This window comes from Massilia sp. KIM, assembly GCF_002007115.1.
Classification (GTDB): domain Bacteria; phylum Pseudomonadota; class Gammaproteobacteria; order Burkholderiales; family Burkholderiaceae_D; genus Telluria.
Map to the genome: position 1 here is coordinate 985,321 of NZ_MVAD01000001.1, position 19,857 is coordinate 1,005,177.

18 protein-coding genes are annotated in these 19,857 nt (G+C 60.5%); 9 read left to right on the forward strand and 9 right to left on the reverse strand.

Going from position 1 to position 19,857, the window contains the following annotated elements; genetic code table 11:
* Window position 1: 1 nt before the first annotated feature.
* Window positions 2-451: an SsrA-binding protein SmpB gene (smpB, locus tag B0920_RS04375; RefSeq protein WP_078031337.1), complete on the reverse strand. Its 450-nt coding sequence runs from the start codon at window positions 449-451 to the stop codon at window positions 2-4.
* A 97-nt stretch (window positions 452-548) separates the two neighbouring features.
* Between smpB and B0920_RS04380 the strand changes: the two genes are divergently transcribed.
* The gene (locus B0920_RS04380; RefSeq protein ID WP_078031338.1) at window positions 549-980 is read left to right on the forward strand and encodes a type II toxin-antitoxin system RatA family toxin; all 432 of its coding nucleotides are present in this window, start codon (window positions 549-551) and stop codon (window positions 978-980) included.
* The gene (locus B0920_RS04385) at window positions 973-1,284 is read left to right on the forward strand and encodes an RnfH family protein (RefSeq protein WP_078031339.1); all 312 of its coding nucleotides are present in this window, start codon (window positions 973-975) and stop codon (window positions 1,282-1,284) included. Before B0920_RS04380 ends, B0920_RS04385 begins: the two co-directional genes overlap by 8 nt.
* Before the next feature lie 400 nt (window positions 1,285-1,684).
* Here B0920_RS04385 and B0920_RS04390 read toward each other — a convergent pair whose 3' ends face one another.
* A complete protein-coding gene (locus tag B0920_RS04390) occupies window positions 1,685-2,176 on the reverse strand; it encodes a DUF4124 domain-containing protein (RefSeq protein ID WP_078031340.1) in 492 nt (163 codons plus the stop codon).
* Between the two features lie 150 nt (window positions 2,177-2,326).
* Between B0920_RS04390 and guaB the strand changes: the two genes are divergently transcribed.
* From guaB to B0920_RS25435, 6 genes are all read left to right on the forward strand, one after another.
* Window positions 2,327-3,787 carry an IMP dehydrogenase gene (gene guaB, locus B0920_RS04395; RefSeq protein WP_078031341.1) on the forward strand — a complete coding sequence of 487 codons (1,461 nt, stop codon included), beginning with the start codon at window positions 2,327-2,329 and terminating at the stop codon, window positions 3,785-3,787.
* A gap of 105 nt (window positions 3,788-3,892) precedes the next feature.
* Entirely contained in the window at window positions 3,893-5,503 is a 1,611-nt protein-coding gene (gene guaA, locus B0920_RS04400) for a glutamine-hydrolyzing GMP synthase (RefSeq protein ID WP_078031342.1), read from the forward strand.
* A 550-nt stretch (window positions 5,504-6,053) separates the two neighbouring features.
* Window positions 6,054-6,689: a hypothetical protein gene (locus B0920_RS04405; RefSeq protein WP_078031343.1), complete on the forward strand. Its 636-nt coding sequence runs from the start codon at window positions 6,054-6,056 to the stop codon at window positions 6,687-6,689.
* 2 nt (window positions 6,690-6,691) lie between these two features.
* Complete coding sequence (locus tag B0920_RS04410) at window positions 6,692-7,237, forward strand: hypothetical protein (RefSeq protein WP_078031344.1); 546 nt, start codon at window positions 6,692-6,694, stop codon at window positions 7,235-7,237.
* 23 nt (window positions 7,238-7,260) lie between these two features.
* The gene (locus B0920_RS04415) at window positions 7,261-7,731 is read left to right on the forward strand and encodes a type IV secretory system conjugative DNA transfer family protein (protein WP_078031345.1); all 471 of its coding nucleotides are present in this window, start codon (window positions 7,261-7,263) and stop codon (window positions 7,729-7,731) included.
* A 20-nt stretch (window positions 7,732-7,751) separates the two neighbouring features.
* Window positions 7,752-8,414, forward strand: coding sequence for an LPD7 domain-containing protein (locus B0920_RS25435; RefSeq protein ID WP_143745640.1), 663 nt, complete (start codon window positions 7,752-7,754; stop codon window positions 8,412-8,414).
* Between the two features lie 491 nt (window positions 8,415-8,905).
* Here B0920_RS25435 and B0920_RS25440 read toward each other — a convergent pair whose 3' ends face one another.
* From B0920_RS25440 to B0920_RS04435, 6 genes are all read right to left on the reverse strand, one after another.
* Window positions 8,906-9,394: a hypothetical protein gene (locus B0920_RS25440; RefSeq protein ID WP_143745641.1), complete on the reverse strand. Its 489-nt coding sequence runs from the start codon at window positions 9,392-9,394 to the stop codon at window positions 8,906-8,908.
* A gap of 66 nt (window positions 9,395-9,460) precedes the next feature.
* Window positions 9,461-9,898, reverse strand: coding sequence for a DNA phosphorothioation-associated protein 4 (locus B0920_RS04420; protein WP_078031346.1), 438 nt, complete (start codon window positions 9,896-9,898; stop codon window positions 9,461-9,463).
* A complete protein-coding gene (locus tag B0920_RS04425; RefSeq protein ID WP_078031347.1) occupies window positions 9,888-11,930 on the reverse strand; it encodes an AAA family ATPase in 2,043 nt (680 codons plus the stop codon). The genes B0920_RS04420 and B0920_RS04425 overlap by 11 nt, the downstream gene beginning before the upstream one ends.
* Window positions 11,930-12,103 carry a hypothetical protein gene (locus B0920_RS25885; RefSeq protein ID WP_179119092.1) on the reverse strand — a complete coding sequence of 58 codons (174 nt, stop codon included), beginning with the start codon at window positions 12,101-12,103 and terminating at the stop codon, window positions 11,930-11,932. The genes B0920_RS04425 and B0920_RS25885 overlap by 1 nt, the downstream gene beginning before the upstream one ends.
* A gap of 35 nt (window positions 12,104-12,138) precedes the next feature.
* The gene (locus tag B0920_RS04430) at window positions 12,139-14,238 is read right to left on the reverse strand and encodes a DEAD/DEAH box helicase family protein (RefSeq protein WP_078031348.1); all 2,100 of its coding nucleotides are present in this window, start codon (window positions 14,236-14,238) and stop codon (window positions 12,139-12,141) included.
* Window positions 14,239-14,241: 3 nt separating this feature from the next.
* The gene (locus B0920_RS04435; RefSeq protein WP_078031349.1) at window positions 14,242-16,473 is read right to left on the reverse strand and encodes a sigma factor-like helix-turn-helix DNA-binding protein; all 2,232 of its coding nucleotides are present in this window, start codon (window positions 16,471-16,473) and stop codon (window positions 14,242-14,244) included.
* Window positions 16,474-16,994: 521 nt separating this feature from the next.
* Here B0920_RS04435 and B0920_RS25890 point away from each other — a divergent pair.
* On the forward strand, window positions 16,995-17,147 hold the full coding sequence (locus B0920_RS25890) for a hypothetical protein (RefSeq protein WP_179119093.1): 153 nt from the start codon (window positions 16,995-16,997) through the stop codon (window positions 17,145-17,147).
* 67 nt (window positions 17,148-17,214) lie between these two features.
* Here the strand turns inward: B0920_RS25890 and B0920_RS04445 are convergent, their stop codons facing one another.
* Window positions 17,215-19,821: a DNA phosphorothioation-associated putative methyltransferase gene (locus B0920_RS04445; RefSeq protein ID WP_078031351.1), complete on the reverse strand. Its 2,607-nt coding sequence runs from the start codon at window positions 19,819-19,821 to the stop codon at window positions 17,215-17,217.
* Window positions 19,822-19,857: the final 36 nt, after the last annotated feature.

The following is a 19,857-nucleotide window of genomic DNA, read 5'->3' on the forward strand; positions in this document are numbered from 1 at the left end:
CTCAGCGGCGGTGCTGCTTCATCGCCGCGGCGACTTCGCGCTTGGCGTCGCGGTCTTTCTCGGTGTTGCGCTTGTCGTGCTGCTTCTTGCCCTTCGCCAGGCCGATCTCGCACTTGACGCGGCCTTTCTTGAAATGCAGGTTGAGCGGGACGAGGGTATAGCCGGAACGCTCGACCTTGCCGATCAGCTTGTCGATTTCCGCGCGGTGCAGCAGCAGCTTGCGGGTGCGCAGGGCTTCCGGATGGCTCCAGGCCGAGGTCGTGGTCAGCGAGCTGACGTGCGCGCCGAACAGGAACAGCTCGCCATTGCGCACCATCACATAGGCTTCCTTGATCTGCACCCGGCCTTCGCGGATGGCTTTGACTTCCCAACCTTCCAGCACCAGGCCGGCCTCGTAGCGGTCCTCGATGAAGTAGTCGAAAAATGCTTTTTTATTGTCAGCGATACTCATGAAATAGCGAAAATTCGCGTGTCGGTTAAACTACTGCCCATGGCGCCCGGATGGACGCACCATGCAAATGACCAACATCATAACAAACGGTTGACCAATGGCAGTAGTACACAAATCAGTTTTCCTCGGGTACAGCGCGGAGCAGATGTTCGACCTGGTGGCAAAAGTGGAAGATTATCCGAAGTTTCTGCCCTGGTGCGGCGGGGTGAAAATCATCGAACGCGGCGACGACAAGCTGGTCGCTTCGCTGTCGATCAACTTCCATGGCGTGAAGCAGAGCTTCACCACTGCTAACCACAACCAGCGTCCGACCCAGATGAAGATGCATCTGGTGGACGGGCCTTTCAAGATGCTGGAAGGTACCTGGAACTTCAAGGCCTTGCGTGAAGATGCGTGCAAGATCGATTTCGATCTGCATTACGAATTCTCGAGCATTATCCTGGAGCAGATCGTGGGGCCGGTGTTCGGCATGATCGCGAATACCATGGTCGATTCCTTCTGCAAGCGCGCCGAGGTGGTGTATGGCTGAGCCGCTGCAAATCTCGGTCTGCTATGCTACGGCGCAGCAGGAGTGGATACGGCAGATGATGGTGCCGCAGGGTTTCACCATCGGCGAGGCGATCGAGCAGAGCGGGGTGTTGCAGGATTTTCCAGAGATTAACCTGACAACCCAGCCGGTTGGCATCTACGCCAAGAAGAAAACCCTGGACACCGTGCTGAGGGAGAAGGACCGGATCGAGATCTACCGGCCGCTGGTGGCCGATCCCAAGGATTCGCGGCGCAAGCGCGCCGCCAAGAAAGAGGCGAACGCCGCTCCGAAGGCTGCGGGCTGATCGCTTAGGGCGGCCGGGAGGCAGGCCTTACTGAGCTGCATGCACACCGCACCGAGCGGCATGCAGACGGCACTGACCGGCACGCACACCGTACTAAGCGGCACGCTCACCGTACCGAGCCGCACGCACGCCGTACCGAGGCGCACGCACACCGTGCCGAGCCGCACGCACACCGTACCGAGCCCCACGCACACCGTATTGAGCGGCACGCACGCCGTACCGCCCCCTGTCACCGCTTACCCAAGCACGTCATCCCGGCGAAGGCCGGGATCCAAGTCCGTAGCGCCGTCGAGACGCATGCAGAACTTGGATCCCGGCCTTCGCCGGGATGACGTTTACAGGCTGTGGGGCGTGGTGGTCGTGAGAGGTGTGCGGGCTGGGTGGGCGAAACCACCAGCACTCATCGGCACTCGCTCAACACCTTGCTCGCCTGCGCCGCCCGCGCCGCTTTTTCCTCATCCGTCATATAGCTGCGCTGGCCATCCTGACCCACGCGCGCAATCCTGATCCCCGACGCCATCTGTGCCTGCGTTTCGCGCGCCGCCTCGCAGCGTGCGGCCACATCGCGCTTGCGCGCCGCCTCCGCCGCTTCCTTCTGCTCCTGTTCGGCCCGCTGCTTGACCCTTTCCTTATAGGCCGATTCCTGCTCAGCCAGGGTCGGGGATGCCTTGGGCGCGGGCGCGGCCTGGGCCGGCTCAGGCGCCGGCTGCTGGCGCTGTGGCGCCAGGGCCTGGCGCCCCGGCGTCTTCAGTATCCTGCTCTGCGGCGTGCCGGGCGGCGGCGGCCGGTCCGAATACTGCCGCGTGCCATTGGCGTCGATCCACACGTATTGCGCGTGTGCGCTGGCAGCCAGCAGGGAGAGGAGGGCGGCGATGACGATGCGTTGGGACATGGTGCGTTTCCTTGATGAGTTCCCGATTTCGCCACGCCCCGAGCGCCCTGTCAATTGCAAAAGCCGCCTTCGGAAGAAATTTTTGGCCTGCCTTGCGACGACTTTTACGACTTTCTGTATAATTCACTTTTGCGCCTATAGGAAAATACTATGCGTCTCCTCCAAAAAGCACTCACCTTCGATGACGTGCTGCTCGTCCCGGCCTACTCGAACGTTCTTCCGGCCCAAACCTCCCTTCGCACCAAGCTGACCCGGAATATTTCGCTGAATATCCCGCTGCTGTCGGCGGCAATGGACACCGTCACCGAGTCGCGTCTGGCGATCGCGATGGCGCAAGAGGGCGGCATCGGTATCATCCATAAGAACCTGCGTCCGGCCGACCAGGCCCGCGAGGTGGCGCGCGTCAAGCGTTTCGAGGCAGGCGTGCTGCGCGATCCGATCACCATCCCGCCGACCATGAAGATCCGCGAAGTGCTGGCGCTGTCGCAACAGCACGGCATCAGCGGCTTCCCGGTGGTCGAGGGCAGCCAGGTGGTCGGCATCATCACCAACCGCGACCTGCGTTTCGAGGAAGACCTGGAGGCGGAAGCGCGCGCCAAGATGACCCCGCGCGAGAAGCTGGTGACCGTCAAGGAGGACGCGGACACCCGTGAAGCCAAGCGCCTGATGAACAAGCACCGTCTGGAGCGCGTGCTGGTCGTGAACGACAACTTCGAGCTGCGCGGCCTGATCACCGTGAAAGACATCCAGAAGTCGCACGAGCACCCGAACGCCTCGAAGGACAAGCGCGGCCAGCTGCTGGTCGGCGCCGCGGTGGGCGTGGGCGACAAGGACAAGGAGCGCGTGGAGCTGCTGGCGGCTGCCGGCGTGGACGTGCTGGTGGTCGACACCGCCCACGGCCATTCGCAGGGCATCCTGGACCGCGTGAAATGGATCAAGGAGCGCTACCCGCACGTGGACGTCATCGGCGGCAACATCGCCACCGCGGCCGCCGCCAAGGCGCTGGTCGAGGCTGGCGCGGACGCGGTCAAGGTCGGCATTGGCCCGGGCTCGATCTGCACCACCCGTATCGTGGCCGGCGTGGGCGTGCCGCAGATTACCGCGATCTCGAACGTGGCTGAAGCGCTGGAAGGCACCGGCGTGCCCTGCATCGCCGACGGCGGCATCCGCTATTCGGGCGACATCTCGAAGGCGCTGGCGGCCGGTGCGCACACCGTCATGATGGGCTCCATGTTCGCCGGCACCGAGGAAGCGCCGGGCGAAGTGATCCTGTACCAGGGCCGCAGCTACAAGTCCTACCGTGGCATGGGCTCGCTGGGCGCGATGGCCGAAGGCTCGGCCGACCGCTACTTCCAGGAAGCCACCGCCAAGGCCGACAAGTTCGTCCCGGAAGGCATCGAAGGCCGCGTCGCCTACAAGGGCAGTGTGCTGGCGATCATCTTCCAGCTGGTCGGCGGCGTGCGCCAGTCGATGGGCTACTGCGGCTGCGCCAACATCGAAGAGCTGCGCACCAAGGCCGAATTCGTCGAGATCACCTCGGCCGGCATGCGCGAATCGCACGTGCACGACGTGCAGATTACCAAGGAAGCTCCGAACTACCGTTCCGAGTAATCCGATCAACGGCGCCGGTGCGCCGTTTTTTGTACCGGCTGCCCGCCCAGCGGCGGGCGCCGGTCTTCAGTTTTCGACCCGAATTCCTTTCACCACATCGCTTCCATGCATTCGAAAATCCTCATCCTCGATTTCGGTTCCCAGGTTACCCAGCTGATCGCGCGCCGCGTGCGCGACGCCGGCGTGTTCTCCGAAGTCTTCCCGTATGACGTCAGCGACGAGTTCGTGCGCAACTACGGCGCCTCGGGCATCATCCTGTCGGGCAGCCACAACTCGACCCTCGAAGGCGATTCGCCGCGCGCCCCGCAGGCCGTGTTCGAGGCCGGCGTGCCGGTGCTGGGCATCTGCTACGGCATGCAGACCATGGCGGCCCAGCTGGGCGGCAAGGTCGAGAACGGCAAGGTGCGCGAATTCGGCTACGCCGAGGTGCGCGCGCGCGGCCATACGGCCCTGCTGAACGGCATCAACGACTTCGTGACCGACGAAGGCCACGGCATGCTCAAGGTCTGGATGAGCCACGGCGACAAGGTGCTCGAGATGCCCCAGGGCTTCAAGCTGATGGGCTCCACCGACAGCTGCCCGATCGCGGCGATGGCCGACGAGGAGCGCCGCTTCTACGCGCTGCAGTTCCACCCGGAAGTGACCCACACCACCCAGGGCGAGGCCATCATCGGCCGCTTCGTGCACGAGATCTGCGGCTGCAAGTCGGACTGGAACATGCCCGACTACATCGGCGAAGCCGTTGCCAAGATCCGCGAACAGGTCGGCACCGATGAGGTGATCCTGGGCCTGTCGGGCGGCGTCGATTCGAGCGTGGCGGCGGCACTGATCCACCGCGCCATCGGCGACCAGCTGACCTGCGTGTTCGTCGACCACGGCCTGCTGCGCAAGGACGAAGGCAAGATGGTGATGGACATGTTCCAGAAAAACCTGGGCGTGAAAGTGCTGCGCATCGATGCCGAAGGCCAGTTCATGGGCCACCTGGCCGGCGTGACCGATCCCGAGCAGAAGCGCAAGATCATCGGCCGCGAGTTCGTCGAGGTGTTCCAGGCCGAGGCCAAGAAGCTCACCAATGCGCGCTGGCTGGCGCAGGGTACCATCTACCCGGACGTGATCGAATCGGCGGGTAAGGGCAAAAAGGGCCAGACCATCAAGAGCCACCACAACGTGGGCGGCCTGCCGGAGACCCTGAACCTCAAGCTGCTCGAGCCGCTGCGCGAGCTGTTCAAGGACGAGGTGCGCAAGCTGGGCGTGGCCCTGGGCCTGCCGCACGACATGGTCTACCGTCACCCCTTCCCGGGTCCGGGCCTGGGCGTGCGCATCCTGGGCGAAGTGAAGAAGGAATACGCCGACCTGCTGCGCGAAGCGGACGCCATCTTCATCGAAGAGCTGCGCAAGACCCCGTTCGAGGTGCCGCATGTGCCGGGCATCGACGCCGGTAAGGCGCCGGTGAACTGGTATGAGGCGACCAGCCAGGCCTTCGCCGTGTTCCTGCCGGTGAAGTCGGTTGGCGTGATGGGCGACGGCCGCACCTACGAATACGTGGTGGCGCTGCGCGCGGTGCAGACCCTGGACTTCATGACGGCCCAGTGGGCCCACCTGCCGCATTCGCTGCTGGGCAAGGTGTCGAACCGCATCATCAACGAGGTGCGCGGCATCAACCGGGTGGTGTACGACATTTCGGGCAAGCCGCCGGCGACCATCGAGTGGGAATGATTTCGACGCTGGCAATAGCTGGCAAGCTCGAGCATTTGATGTAAGCCAAGCCCCTGATTTCAGGGGCTTTTTTATTTTCTAGTACGGCAGAGTCTGGCAATGATTGGCCTCACCCAGCACGGTCTTGTGATGGCATCGGCCATGGCGCGACTTCAGAACGCTACCATGGAATACCTGAAATCCCATGTTGCGTGCTCGCACTCGAACATGGTACGAGATTCTCTTAAGTGACTGAATTTTATCGAAAAATCAGTCTCAAAAGGGATATCCACAAACATAGTATCGGGAGCCGCTGATGTTGACAGACGCTGCGCTGCGCAGTCTCAAGCCGAAGGAGAAACCGGTCGGCCGTGCAACCGCGGCGCTGTAAACTTCCCCACCCGAAGACCCTGAGCGCCACCGGCATGCGTGGTATCCTTGCCTTGGTCCCGGAGCCGTATCTCGGCGCCTGCGCCGGTGTCGCTGTTGACTATATCGACACCTTTGAGGCAGTGCACAATAAGATGTATGCCCGATTACCCAGCGCTTTCTCAGTCCCGAGGACACGAGGATGAGCACGATGAATCTCACCGCGTCGGGAATCGACAGGCTCGGCAAATTGCGTGTGCCAAGCGATTGCGCGCGTGAGCAGGAAGAACCCGTCTTCCCGGCGACCAGCGAATTCGCGACCGAGTTCGGCGGCCCGATAACACGAGCGTTTCTTCAGGCCTTGCCGGACTCATGGAGCAAAGCGCCGCTCGTCGTCGACACGTCCCTAGTCTGGTTGCCTGCAGGCGCTTCGGCTGGACCGCTGTTGCTGCATCGCGAGCCGTATCCCGAGTCGATCCGCGGGGCGTTCGAGTCGGCCAATCTGGATCTAGGCGTGGAGCATGTCGGCGTCATGCTCGGACCGGTAGGTTGGGAGCTCGTTAAGGGCGTTGTGCCGCTGGCTCTGCTGCAACGCGTACTGCCGATGAACCATTTCTACGCTAGCACCGACGCCTGCAAGCGGGATGACAGGTTGCACGAGCTCGTCGGCAACGGCGTCCTGGCGCTAGACCGCATCGCGCCCGCCGAACTCGTCCGTTATCCAGCGAACGCATTCTTCCGCCATCGACCCGCGCCCCGCGCGGGCTTTCACTTCAGCATGAGCGCCACGCGCGGCAGCAGCCAACCTCTAATCAACCGTTTTCGCACGGTCGTCTGATCATGATCATCGACTGCCAATACACGTCACTCGATCGCATGCCGGAGATCCCATCGTTCTGGCTCGGCGAAGAGCCTGTGTTCTACGGTCTCGCCAACGGCGTCCCTGGCAAAATTGGCCAAGCTTTTGTCCAGTCACTGCCGCCCGAGGCGAGAAAACAGCGTATGGAGATCGAGGTCCGAGTGCGCTATCTGAAGAAGGGATGGTATATGGGCGGCGACAGCTACCATTTTGATCTGTCGCACGTACGAGTTGACGGCAACGCTGATCCCAGACGCTGGTTGTTGGCGGGTGATCACACCTATCTTGCATCGGTCGGTGATGTCGCGCTCACCCGCGTGCTCACCGGTCCGGTCAAACTGCCCGATGTGCCGCTTCACCAGCCGCAGGATCGTCTTTGGGACCAATTGATTCGCTTACGCGTAGCGCGCGGGAAACTGCTCGAGCACACGATCCCCGACGGTCAGATTGTGCGCATCGGCAATGTGCTCGATTCGCCACACGACGGGAAGTCGCCGCGGCCGGCCTGTTTGGCGATGACGGCTTAGTGCTCGGACGCTGGGGTGGATTCATGGGACTCGGCGGCCAGTTGATCAGGTCCGGTGAGCAACGGGGTGCATTCTGTGCAGCAGGTCCGCGCACCGGCAAGGGCGCCGGTCTGGTGCCGCCAAATGCGCTCAGCTGGAGCGGCAGCTTCGTGATCAATGACACGCGCAAGGAGTGCTATCGCATCACCGCCGGCTGGCGTTCGACGTTCTCCAAGGTATTTCTGTTCGACCCGCTTTCGCCAGACGGCCGCACCGCGCAATGGTATCCGATCTGCCGTTTCTACGTGCCAGACGAGCCCGCGCAGCGGATAAATGCGCTGCAGAAGATCGCCAATATGCTTTCACCGGATCCAGCAAGCGGCAATCCGTTCTGGCCGGCCTCGTGCCGGGACCTGTTCCTCGAGCTGGCGCTGTGCGTCATCGGGACGCCGGCTTTGCCGCGCACGATCGGCGAATTGCTCAGGCAGATTCCACGATTAGGCCGCAAGCGGTAGATGCTGCTCAATCGGATGTCGTGACACTACGTGCGATCAAAGATCCGGCAGCTCGCAAGTTGGGCGTCGCTGTCGTGGAGCAGAATCGGCAGGCCGCCGCAGCGTACAAAGTCGAATTCGACAAGCTTGCTCCCGAGTTCACTCAAACCAGGGGATATGCCAGTGTTGGCGCCCCAGCGTTCGCCCGAGCTGGAGTATCAACGGAGCAGCCTGATGGTAAAGCGCTCGTTATGTCCACAGCCGTGCCGGAATCTGTGCGCAAGCGTTTTCTCAAGGTAGACGGTGACTATTTCTTCCCTGACCGCTCTCCGGCATTCGTCGACCGTGGCGCCAAGTTGGCGACGAGAAGCGAACATCCTGAAGTTGTCCGAGCGCTGGTCGAGATCGCGAAGGAGCGTGGCTGGGATAGTGTCACCGTGAAAGCATCGGAAGCGTTTCGGCGCGCTACCTGGATGGAAGCGGCGAGGAATGGAATGCAAATTGCTGGGTATAAGCCGACCGAACTGGACTTGGCTCAGCTGAAGCAGCGCGAGGCTAACAACTCGATCGAACCTGGTCCGGTCCGAGATCAAACGATGGTTCGCCCTGTGCCACTTGCTAAGTCGGCTGAGGAAAACAGCCGGATCGGACACTGGAAGAGAGGCTGTCGGCGTTCGCCAGTGAGAGACCGACTCTCGTGGTGAAGAAGTATCCCGAGCTAGTGCAAGCCTATGCCCTATTGGAAGCTGCTCGGAAACTTGCAGAAGTGCATATGCCTGGTTATGAGGACAAGTTTTGTCGCGATTGGTAGGGAGGTGATCACCCAACAAATAAGGGATGGGAAGGAAGTGGTCGGACCGAAAATTCATCCGGAGCAGATGAGCCAGTCGCGGTCTGGGCAGGAGAGGCGTGGGGAAGCTACCGCGAAACGTGCACAGGCCAAAGAGATTGTTCAAGAACGTTAGGCACTCGGGACATAACCGAGCAGATCGAGACGTCATGTATGGTATCGTCAATGGCATTCCTCGGCCAACTGGGGGAAGTTCTTAGCCATACATGGGTTAGCTAAGCGGTTAATGATCGAGTGGATGACATGACGTCGTGTAAGGACAATGAACTCTTCAAGCGTACTTTCCGGCAGATTGGCTTCAGCAAATTTTTGGCCGCGTCGACGATCTAGTATCCTGCCGCCAAGTCATGATGCTTCTTCACTGCGAATACTGGCTTGTCGTTCTCGAAGGAACGCGCTTTCGCGACCAATTCCGGATCTGGTTCCCTGCTCTTGTCCCTGCTTGTCGCCGTCGGTGTCCGGCTGTGAGCCGCGGTCGCTCGATGAAATGCGCAGCCAGGCTGTATCAGCCGTCGTTGTTCGGTGAGATCGTGCGCCGCGCGTTCCTTTTCCACGCTGGCGGTGAAAGTACAGCACATATTGAAGGAAGCTTCGCTGTTTATTTTCGACCAGGACGGGTAATCCAAATACTTCGCGCACTTTAAGGCGGCGACGGACATCAGCTGGAAACAGTGGTGTAGACTCAAGGTCGGCGACGCTTTGGACATCGTGCTGTCCGACGGCGGCGCGGACGAATGCAAGTTCGAAACCGCGGCGAGCTTGCGCATGAGGGCAGTGCCAGTCAGTACTGCGCAGACTGGCCTCGCGGCGCCCGCTGTCCATCCCAATGGGCATCCCAAGGTGCTCTCGAAGGCACACCCGACTAAACGGCCGCCGTCACGCTAAAGCGCACCGCCCCAGTCAGTTGAACGCCTGGGTAATGTCATCGAGAACGGAGTTGTCAGTTCTGGCCTGCTTAACGACCAAGCGTAGCAAATGCTGGTCCCACTCGCCGGGCGCGTGGTACACCTCGGCCTCCAGGATCTCCAGACCACCGCAAGCGTATTCCTCGAAAATGCGCAAGCACTCCTCCTGGCGCGCGGCGCCCATGATGTTGGGGTCGCGCGTCTCGACCAAGCCGATGCAGCGCAGGATCGTCTCGTCGTAATCGCCACGGAAGATGTCGAGCCGGATCGGTTCCGAGCTCTTGTCGAAGGCGACGCGCCGACCTTCCTGGCAGCCGAGACAAGCCGCGAACACCAGCGCTTCCTTATAGGTCGCGAAGATCCGGTTCTCTTCCTGGCACAGCTTCTTCAACATCTCTTCAAATTGCTTGGGCCGCCGCACGTCATTCGACATAAAATCCTTCCTTGATCTCGGTGGTTTCAAACTGCGGCTTGCCGGAAGCCAATTCGTCCTGCTGCGCGGTTTTGGTCGCCGGACTGGTGTAGTGCAAGGTGTACTCGCGCGCCATGCGATGCTTGACCTGGCTCGCGACCTCGCCCTTCCACTGCGAGGTCGAGACCATGATGATCACCTGTTCGGCCAATTCGGGAATGTACTCCGCGATCTTCTCGCGGTAGTCCGCGTCAAGCGCGCCGAAGGGCGAGTCCATCACGATCGGGAACACGCCACCGCGGAAATTCTCGGTGTCAGCGGTAGCTCGTTCCTTGGCGAGACTGACGATACTGCCCACGAACGACAAGCTCGTGACTTGGCTTTCGCCGGTCGACTTTTCGTATACCAGCTGCTTTTCTCCACCGATCGATTTATAAATCTCGAGCGTGTAGTGCTTGCTGATCTCGGCCCAGTAGGGCTTGCGCATGATGCGTTTAAACGTCTCGTCGACCTTGGTCGACAAACGGTGGCGCACTTGCTCGGCCAAGGCGCTATACAGGGCGTCGAGCACGCGCTTGACCTCCTCCGCCAATTTCAAGCGTCTGGTGGCGACGCCGTTACGCTCGGATTGTGCGCTGAGTCGCTCACGCTCCCTTGTTAATTCGGCTAATTGCGTGGTCCAATCCTTCAGGCTGATCGACAACGCGCCCTTTTGCGCGGCCGCGCGTTTGATGTCTTCTTGCAGTTGGCCGCGCCTGGTCTCTAACGCGGCGATATCCTCACTCTCGCGGTTGCCGATTTTGCTGCCGAGCTCGTCGATCTGACCGCCCTTGACGCGCAAGCTCTCCTCGTAGTCGCGCTCCAGCGCCTGGAAGGCCGTGAGTTCGGTGAACAAGCTATCGCGCGCTTTGAGGGTTAGCCGGATTTCGCCAGACGTCTTGATGAAGGCGCCTTCGACATCGGCGGAGGTCGCCGAGCCTTTAAAAGCGTGGACCGCATCGTGCGCCGCCGTTCCAGGCAACAGTTCGCGTTCGCAGAGGCAGCGGTGGCGCGCCAGCAGATCGTCGATGAACTGGCCTTTGACATTCGAGGGAAGTTCGCCCTTCTTGCGCTTTTCTTCAAGGATTGCACTGGCCGTCCTGAACAGGTTGCCGGCGAACGCCAGGCCGCCAATGGCACTGACACGGTCGCGACGTTCCTTTTTCAACGCGACCAGCTTCTGTCTGATCTCGCCACACTGTTCCTCGAGATCGAGGCGTTCCTTGTTCAGCTTCGAGACTTCGGCATTGCTCTCGAACGCGCGGTTCACCTCATGCAAAGCTTCTTCGAAATCGACGATGTTACGCTCGATTTGAGCGATCTGCGCCTTGACCTCTTTGACCTTGTCACCCATGAGCGACTCGCGCTCGAGGACATCGGCCAAGTCCGCGCTCGATGTGTCCTTCAACTCTTTACGTAACCGCGTGATGACCGGTCCACCGACATGATTGCCGGCGCGTTCCACGATTTCCAGCCCCATCAGGTTCTTGATGGCGCTTTGCACCTGCCCGGCCGCGTTGACATGCGCGAGTTTTTCGATGCGCTCACCATTGAAAAAGAAGTAGGGTTGCATCTTTTCTGGCAAGATCTGGCTCATGTGCGTGTTCGAGTTGGACGAGGTTTGAGCAGCACCACTGCCGTCGATCCAGGTCAGCGCGAACGTGCCTTCCCCCATCGGTTCGCAGGTCCGGTCGGAATCCTTACGGAACAGCTTTTCGCGTTTGGCCGTGTAGCGGAGGCCATCGTTCTCGAACTCGACCGTGACCGCCATCGTCAGGCTGTCCCCCAAACCAGCTTTATAAATGGCCTGCTCATTGAGTAGCTTGTCCGAGCGCGAGTCGAAATCGGTTTGACCGTAGAAACACCACTTGAACGCGTTCAGCAGGGTGGTCTTGCCGGCGCCGTTTTCGCCATGAATCACGATGACGTTGCTGCTACCGCGGGTGTCGAGATTTAAGGGATGGGTCCCATTGAACTGGCGGAAGTTCAGTATTTCAATGCTCAACAGTTTCATTAATCAATCTCATGATGGATGACTTTGAGGATGGCTTCCGCGATCTGGGCTTCGACCGCCCGATTCGACGCCATGTTTTCAATGTGTTTTTGCTTCTTTTCGATCTTGAGAATCTGGTTGATGACGGCTTGTACCTGAGGAGAGGTACCGTCAAGCACTTCTTTGGGCGACATAAAATCTCCGTAGCTTGTTTCGAATAAATCGGTGGTCAACAATCGAGCAGGCGCAGCCGGCGCTTAATTTCGGCGAGCGCCCGCAGCGCCTCGCCGGCATTTTGCGAGGACGCGGCAAACTCGTTCACGCGCTCCAGCTCCTTGCGCACCATTCGCCGTTCGACATTGAAAGCGGCATCGTCCAGGGTTGTGCCGTCGGGCGGGACCACGATAAAGTCGTAGATCGCGGCATAAAGCTTGCCGGGCGCCCGCCGCAGCACACGGCCGCGGCGTTGGATGTATTGGCGCGGATTCGAGGTCGACGCCAGGATGTAGGCCGTCTCGGTACGCGGAATATCGACACCCTCGTCCAGGCAGCGAATCGCCGCGATCGCCTGCAGGCGACCCGCGCTGAAGTCGTCGAGCATGGCGCGACGCTGCTCGTTGCTCTCCTGGTGCGTGAACTTGTTGACCCGCATTCCAAGTTCATTTCCAAGCATGGCCAGCACGCGTTCGATGTTGCGTTCGCCGTCGGCGACGCCGTCGCCGCAATAAACTAGGTTGTAGCGGGACTCGCTTCGCTCCACCAACAAGGATTTCAGTATGCCGATCTTGTTCTCGGCGTCGCCGATCATGCGCGCGCGTTCCAGCAAGGCCATCTTGAGCGCGCCCGGCGGCTCGTCTTCGTCGCCGCCGCCCTGCATGAACAGACGCGCGATTCTGCATGAGAGCTCTCGGTAGCGGTCCATCTCATCGGGCGTGAACTCGACTGGAATCGGGTGATACAAATAGGGCGTCAAGGTGCCGTCCGCGATCGCCTCGTCGAGTCCATATTCGATGACGACGGGACCGAAGTAGTCCTGGATGGCCCGCGTGCCGAGCTCGTCGTTATGGCGCTCGGGGGTGGCGGACAAGCCGAGCCGGAACTGGGCCTGAGGCGGCAGCACGGTCCGGATCTTCTCGCCGCCCATGTTGTGCATCTCGTCGGCGATGAACAGGAACGTCACGTCGACGTCCCGAAGCAGCGATTGAAAGCGCTCGCCGGTGAAAGTCGCGTTGACGGTGATAATGAGCTCGTGCTCGCTCGCACCCAGACTCAGGTCGCGCAAGCGTTGCTGAAACTGCGAAGCCCAGGATTCGAATTGGTCGTAGCAAATCAAGGGATCGAAGCCGAACGCGCGAGCCTCGTCGCACCATTGCTCGGCCAAGTGTTTATACGGCACGGCCACGATGGTGACGACTTGCTTCTTCGAACGCGCGCAAAACTGCGCCAGTTTGAGGGCGGTCGTGAGCGCGGTAACGGTCTTGCCGGCTCCGGTCGCCATCTGAAAGATACCGCGGCCATTGCCCTTGAACCAGTTGTGGATCGCCTGCTCCTGGTGTGCGCGGAGTTTGCCTTTTTCGTTCAGGTAGTATCCAGGTATCGCAATGGCCCGGCGGCGCCCCACCGTAGCCGGCTTGGCGAGCCGATACGGGCGCGGCGCGTGTTGGGTGATCTCGACGAATTTGGCGACCAGGCTATCGCTTGGCTGAAACATTTCGAGGTTGGCGTCCTCGGCCCGCCAGACGCGCTCGAAGTCGGCGACCTTCGCCTGCACCCGCTTGTCGTCGCCCGGGAGCCAGCTCGCATACACGTCGATGGTTTCCCAGTTAGTGCCGGCCGCCCCGGTCAGGTTATACGAGCCGCTGAACGCCACCAGGTTGCCGTCGGCGTCGCCGAAGATTCCCATCTTGGCGTGAAAAATACCGGACAGGGCGTTCTTGGGAACCGCGATTTGAAAGTCGAGAACGCGGTCGCGAATCAACCAAGCCAAGGCCACGCGCGTGTCCTCGGCAAGCGCGCGCTGCAGCGCCGCGTATTCGTAGCGCGTGGCGGTTTCGATGATCTCCCGCCTGGATTCGCCGGAACGGGCCGTCGATAACAGCTCCCAGTCCTCGCGTGACATGGAAGGGCTGATGACCCAACGCGACTTCCCGCCATTGGCGGCCAGCGCGGCGATACCGCTGGCGGCGTCGCAGATCCAGTTCGACGAAAAATAGCCAACAGCGATGTCGTAGCGCACCGCGTGACGCAACAAGGGATTGAACAGCACCTCGATTGGGTCGTCCCGCGTCGTGGTGACCTCGAACGGTAAAGTGAGAGCGCGAAAGTCCATGTATTAAAGGTCGAAATCGGCTAGAATCGCGTCCAGCTCCGAACCGCCGGCGCTGTCTTGGGGGTTGTTGGCGGCGACCTGCCAACGCCGGTCGAGACGAATGAATTGTTCGGCCATTTCTTGGCCAAACTCGGTCTCGAGCTGGCCACGCAGTCGGTCGACATCGCCATCGGCGAGGCGGGCGAGCGCAAGCGCTTGATAGCGCTGTAATCGCGCGTCCGGCGCGCAGATGCTAAACATGCCCTTGGCTTGATCGACGTCGTCGGCGGCTGACAGGATCGATCCGATCACTTCAGTCGAGGCCTTGCGCAAGTCGAGCGCCGCCATCTCGTCGGCCAGCGCGTAGACGCTCTTCGTTCCCGACAACAGAGCGATCCGTAAAGCTAGCACCAAGGCATCGTATTCCTGTCGGTCGCTAAAAAAGCGGTGCAAGCTATCGAAAGTACGGCGTCCCACCTGGATCACCTCGGGACTGTTTACCAGGATGATTTTGACGCCCGTGTCGTTGCATAGCTGACGCGTATCGGCCATTCGCGCGACGATGTCGCCTACCTCGATGGGACCGTGTTCCAGCACGATGTTGCGGACCTCGTCCTCGAGCGAGATATAGGTTTTCTCGATGTCGAAGCCGGCCAGGCCGATCATATTCCCGCGTTTTACGACGAAGCGCGGATCGTCTTGCGCGAAGCCGAGCAGGAGGTAATGGTTGAAATTGTCCGGGTAAGCGGCGAGATCGGCGCCAATTAAACGCTCGAACAACACCTTCGCGCTCAAAAATACCTGACGCGCTTCGAGCTCGTCGTACACGCGAAGGCGGACCGCCTTGATGAGGTCGTCAGAATACGCCAGGTCCGCATAGCGCACATAGGTGCCCGGCGCGCAGGTCGTGATGGCGTCGTGCGAGCTGACAATGCCGGTGACATGGTGCAGACCGAGATCGACGCCAAAGTGCTTGAATACGCCGGCTCGGATCTCGGTCAAGTGCATCGGTTTGCGTGTCGAAGCCATTACCTGCAAGCACATCTTCCGAGCACTCATGCGTGGCAACTGGGTGAAGGCGTCGTCGACAATGACCGCGTGATAGCGGTCGCGCAGGCGCCGCTCCACATAAAAGCGCGGCACGTCACGAATATGCGCTAGAAAATCCTTGAAGACGATCGGCCAACGGGCGTCGAGCAGGGCCTCGTCGACGCGTTGATCCCAGGTTTCGCTCGGTGGAAAATCCGCGGGCCGGTAAAGGTAGACTCGATCGCACAGGGCGAGCGTTTCCGATCCGTCGATGCCGAATTTCTTCAGAAATCTGAAATACAGGCCGCAAGTCATGACATCGGACCCGGACAGCTCGGAGAAGGCATGTAGGGTAATTTCTCGGAGCCCGCGTTGACGACATTGGGTGTCGATCGCGATCAGAGCCTCCGAAAACGCCTGTCCGAAATTCGCTACCAGGGCCTCGATCGCTTTCTTCTCGAGTTGCCGCACGCGCTCACGGGTAATGTCAAAATGCTTGGCCGTCGCGTCCAGGGTTGCCTCCGACTCCACCCGGTCCAGCAATAACTTCGTCTGGCGGTCGTCAAGCGCGTCGAACATGTCCTGCATCAAGCTTTCGAGTTCTGGAAACCCGTCCGCGTTCAACTTCAGTTGCGAGGGGGGAGCGATCGTCCCGTTGCTGAGGGCGGCTTGCGCCAGCGCCTCGAACTCCCGCGCGCTGCGCGCGCCGAGATTCGGTAGTTTGCATAAGGCGTTGAGGCGCCCGCATCCGGATCGCAGGTAGGCCGACACCGTGGGAAAAGGGCATTCCCCGCTCTCGACCGCCGACTCGATGGCGCGCCTGAGCCGCACGCTCACAGCGGGTTGCTGTATAAGAAAGGCGTCCAACGAGATATCGAAAATTTGAGCGACGTCGAGCACGTCGCCCCCCGCATCGCCATGCGCGTATTTGTTCCGGATCGCGGCGAAGTCGAATCCAGCTGCGGCGCGCGTAGCAAGCTCATCGAACTCGTAGACCGATTTTCGTCCTAGTGAAGGCAGCCTGAGCAGTTGTGTGATGCGTTCAGGACCGGCGTTCAGGTATTCGCCCAAGGTGCGGTATGGCACAAGGTCCTCACTGTCCGCGAAACGAATCGCGTTGTACAGACGCACCGATACGTTGTGTTGGCACTCGATAAATTCCTTGAGCGACAAGTCGAAAACGGGACCGCCGGAGGGATTGGAGCAGCTGACTTCGGAGTACGACACGACAATCGCCTTTCTAGTACAAGGGCCGCCTCGCGAGCCGGACTCGGTGGTCAAACCGCGGCAAGCAAGGCATTCTCATCGTGGAGCAGCCGGATCAACGTTCAACCAGTCCAACTCGATGAAATCGTCAATCAGTCTACGTTAATCTTTGTTTTATGGAAAGGTATCTTGCACATCGAATAGTTGCAATTTCGATACAATAACCTTCTAAATCGTGCTTTTTCCGGCTGACGGGTCGGTAACGCGGAGCTCCGCTCCAAGCGCTTGCGTCACATGCGTGGCGGAACAGTCCTAATGATGTGGTTGCGCGCCCTGTACCAAGCGCGCCAGATGCGCCTCGAAATCCTGGCTCTGCAGGCGGAATATCCAATCGACCAGGCCGCACCGATGGCGAATAGCTTGACGCGTGGTTCACTCGAAGGCGTCAAACGGCTCATCAAGAGATGGCTAAACCTGGTCAATCTTCCTAACTTCAAGAAGCAAACGCCCCTGATGCTGGCGGCACGGGAGGGGACGCCGAGATGGCCGAGCTGCTGCTGGGCGCCGGCGCCGACCTTACGCATCGAGACATGCACGGCAAGACAGCCTCGGATCTGGTGTTGGCTTCCCACGCTCCAGCCTGCGTAGAGTTGGTGCGGGTGCAGGCGAAGATGCGAGAAAAAAAAGCTGGATGAGCTTGCTTAAACTAGGATCGCCTCGATTCGCCAAGTCTTCACGGCGGGGTGAATCGACTCCTCTCACTCAGCTCTTCGTCTGTCCGTACATGGTAACCGAGCGATCAACGCGCGGCACGCAAGCGCCCAACGAACTCGCGCGCATTCTGATGAATTGCCGCGCCGGTGTATTGGAATAGCTGATGTGGATAGGCCTGTCCTTCCCGTAGAAGTAAAGTCGGTCGAACGGCGTGTTGGCGGCCACCCAGAGCGCGACTTCTTCCATGTCCTCGTCCGTCACGAAAAAGTCGCAGGCGGCGCCCAGTCGGTCGCAAATCGGCTTGCCGCGTCGATTCAACTCGTGCCCCGCGTGCTGATCGACCCTAGGATCGATCCGCCCAGGGATTACCCGCGCCAGCTCCGCCGAACAAAAACCATACCTTAGCTCGATCATGCCGAAGTAATCGATGACGGGATCGAGCACATGGGCGGCCAGTTCGTACAAGGCGGTGTAGGTGTCGGGCTCACGGGGCAGATTCGCAAGGCTGGTGCGGGCTTGCGTCTCGCCGCATTCGATGAGGTGGCGGTAGGTCAAATAGCGCCCGCATGGCGCGTCCAAGCTCGGCAACGCGCGACTGCGCACCAGGCGATAGCCAACGATCTCCCAACGATCAGCACTGAGCTTGGCAAAAAAGTCGGCCGCACTGGGTTCGTTGGCAGCGTCCAGCAAGCCTTGCAACTCACACTGAGCTTCGAATTCCACTTGTTCAAGGTAATGGGCGCATTCCTCGTTGATAAACCGCGACTTGAAGTACAACAGCGGCGAGGGGCAGGCGGCATCGCCATAGTCGAACAGCTCAAAGTTGAGCTCCTTTAACTTGACCTTGACGCGCTGACGCAGCCGGGGCAAAGGGTTGTTGTCGAAGTCCTCGTACTGCAGCAAGGTCACCTTGCCTGAGCGGATGTGGACTTTGACGAGGTCGTAATCACTGATATCGCCTACTAAAACCGTCGCGCAGGCGATGTAGACGCGGAGCAAAGCGGGAAGCTTGGGTACGAGTTGCGTATGTAGCTGCAAGGAATGACTGTCTTTCAACCAACCAAGGCCGTGCACGCTCGCTTCGGCGCACGCGTCATGTAACCGCTCCGGCCGACTCAATTCGAGCAGCAGGTTCTTGCCAGCATGTTGGAGCGTTAGATAGTCGCCAAAATGGTGGCGAATGTCGCGCCGCAGGGAGGGATGTAACTCCCGGTAGGGCTGGCGCTTACCAAATTGCTGGAGCGCCGCGAACACGAGCAGATCCTGGTGCTTTTGCCGCTCGGCGCGCTCGCGTGGTTCGCTATTGAACGCGCTCGTCGCGATACGGCACAGTTTTGTCCATGCGCTCTCCGCGCCGAGCTGCTCGACCAAGTCGGGAGCAAGTTCGTCAGGTGCCGGGGGCCGACCGAGCTCGACATGAGCCAACCACAGCGCATGTAGCTGCGATTGGTGCGATGCGATGAATGCCGCTTCGCGACTCGGTTTCCGCTCACGCTCGCGTTGTGGCCGCGGGGCGCGCGCGACCCGCGCCATGCGAAGCCAGGTGCCCTGTAACGCCTGGGCCGCCCGCGCGCCGTAGCGACGCTGCAAAAAATGTTGTTCGAGGCTCTGGTCCTTAAAAACGAAAAAAACCCCGGGACCCACCGCGATAGCCGATTCATCCAGCACGTGTTCAATGAAATCCCGCAGCTGCACCTGCGTGAAATACTTTTGGAAGGTGTTGCGCGAGGTAAGGTAGCCATCGCCATGCATACGGCCATCCGGTGGCTGTTGGCTCGCCAACATGGCAGCGACGGACAGCACGCCATTGGCGCAGGCATAGGCACCGCGCAGCGCCGCGACGCGCTCTTCGACATCCTCGATCACGTTGATCACAAAACCCAAGTTGACGGTGTCGGCCATGAGCAAGGGCACGTCCGGCCGGAAGTGCGGGTCCCAGCCAGTGGCGTCGATGCCGTTCGCGCACAAGGTACGCAAGTCATCCCCCTTGCCGCAGCCATAGTCGAAAAACGAGCGTTCCGGGCCGATCAAGCCATGGCGCCACAGCGCTTGCACGGGCGCCGACAGATTTGTGCGCGACAAAGCCGTCAAGTGACGTTGCACTGGTCTCGCCAGCACGGTGGCGGATGACAAATCCGAGCTATGCTCGACATTCGCCACAGGAGTGAACTCGGCGCCTCGCAATGCGTAGCCTCGCGAGTCGATAAGGGCTAGCCACTGCTCGCGAAAACCGATCCGACTGGGTTCGTCGAACAAACCAAGCCCTTCAGCTGTCTGGGTCAGCGCCGCGTACCCTGGGATGCGCGGGTCGTCGGGGGCCAACAATAACTCCTTGCGATGCAAAATCGGCGGGTTGCCTGAGTCCGTATAGTCGCGAAAGACCACGGTGGCGGTCGCGAGATTCACACGCCAGCTCTTGCTCAAGGTAGGGAAGGGAGCCTCGTCGAAGTCATCGTAGGCGAGCAAGGACAACTGTTCGCCAAGCGCATGCATTTTGACGACATTGAAATGCTGACCCGACGAGACGCGCGCCAGCGTGGACGCTTGTTCGATTCGCTCCCGCAGCGCCTCTGGCCACGATCCAAGCACGGCCAGGTGCCCGTACAGATGGTCCGCGACCCGTTTGCCGACTGCTCCCTGCAACGCCTCTTGCATGGCTGCCCCCGACCGGTTCAAGCCGGTATCGACGCG

Coding starts and splice junctions, on each gene's coding strand:
- smpB (WP_078031337.1), bottom strand. CDS start 451: ATGAGTATCGCTGACAATAAAAAAGCATTTTTCGACTACTTCATCGAG.
- B0920_RS04425 (WP_078031347.1), bottom strand. CDS start 11,930: ATGAAACTGTTGAGCATTGAAATACTGAACTTCCGCCAGTTCAATGGG.
- B0920_RS04405 (WP_078031343.1), top strand. CDS start 6,054: ATGAGCACGATGAATCTCACCGCGTCGGGAATCGACAGGCTCGGCAAA.
- B0920_RS04380 (WP_078031338.1), top strand. CDS start 549: ATGGCAGTAGTACACAAATCAGTTTTCCTCGGGTACAGCGCGGAGCAG.
- guaB (WP_078031341.1), top strand. CDS start 2,327: ATGCGTCTCCTCCAAAAAGCACTCACCTTCGATGACGTGCTGCTCGTC.
- B0920_RS04410 (WP_078031344.1), top strand. CDS start 6,692: ATGATCATCGACTGCCAATACACGTCACTCGATCGCATGCCGGAGATC.
- guaA (WP_078031342.1), top strand. CDS start 3,893: ATGCATTCGAAAATCCTCATCCTCGATTTCGGTTCCCAGGTTACCCAG.
- B0920_RS04390 (WP_078031340.1), bottom strand. CDS start 2,176: ATGTCCCAACGCATCGTCATCGCCGCCCTCCTCTCCCTGCTGGCTGCC.
- B0920_RS25885 (WP_179119092.1), bottom strand. CDS start 12,103: ATGTCGCCCAAAGAAGTGCTTGACGGTACCTCTCCTCAGGTACAAGCC.
- B0920_RS04385 (WP_078031339.1), top strand. CDS start 973: ATGGCTGAGCCGCTGCAAATCTCGGTCTGCTATGCTACGGCGCAGCAG.
- B0920_RS04445 (WP_078031351.1), bottom strand. CDS start 19,821: ATGCAAGAGGCGTTGCAGGGAGCAGTCGGCAAACGGGTCGCGGACCAT.
- B0920_RS04415 (WP_078031345.1), top strand. CDS start 7,261: ATGGGACTCGGCGGCCAGTTGATCAGGTCCGGTGAGCAACGGGGTGCA.
- B0920_RS04430 (WP_078031348.1), bottom strand. CDS start 14,238: ATGGACTTTCGCGCTCTCACTTTACCGTTCGAGGTCACCACGACGCGG.
- B0920_RS04420 (WP_078031346.1), bottom strand. CDS start 9,898: ATGTCGAATGACGTGCGGCGGCCCAAGCAATTTGAAGAGATGTTGAAG.
- B0920_RS25890 (WP_179119093.1), top strand. CDS start 16,995: ATGGCCGAGCTGCTGCTGGGCGCCGGCGCCGACCTTACGCATCGAGAC.
- B0920_RS25440 (WP_143745641.1), bottom strand. CDS start 9,394: ATGCCCATTGGGATGGACAGCGGGCGCCGCGAGGCCAGTCTGCGCAGT.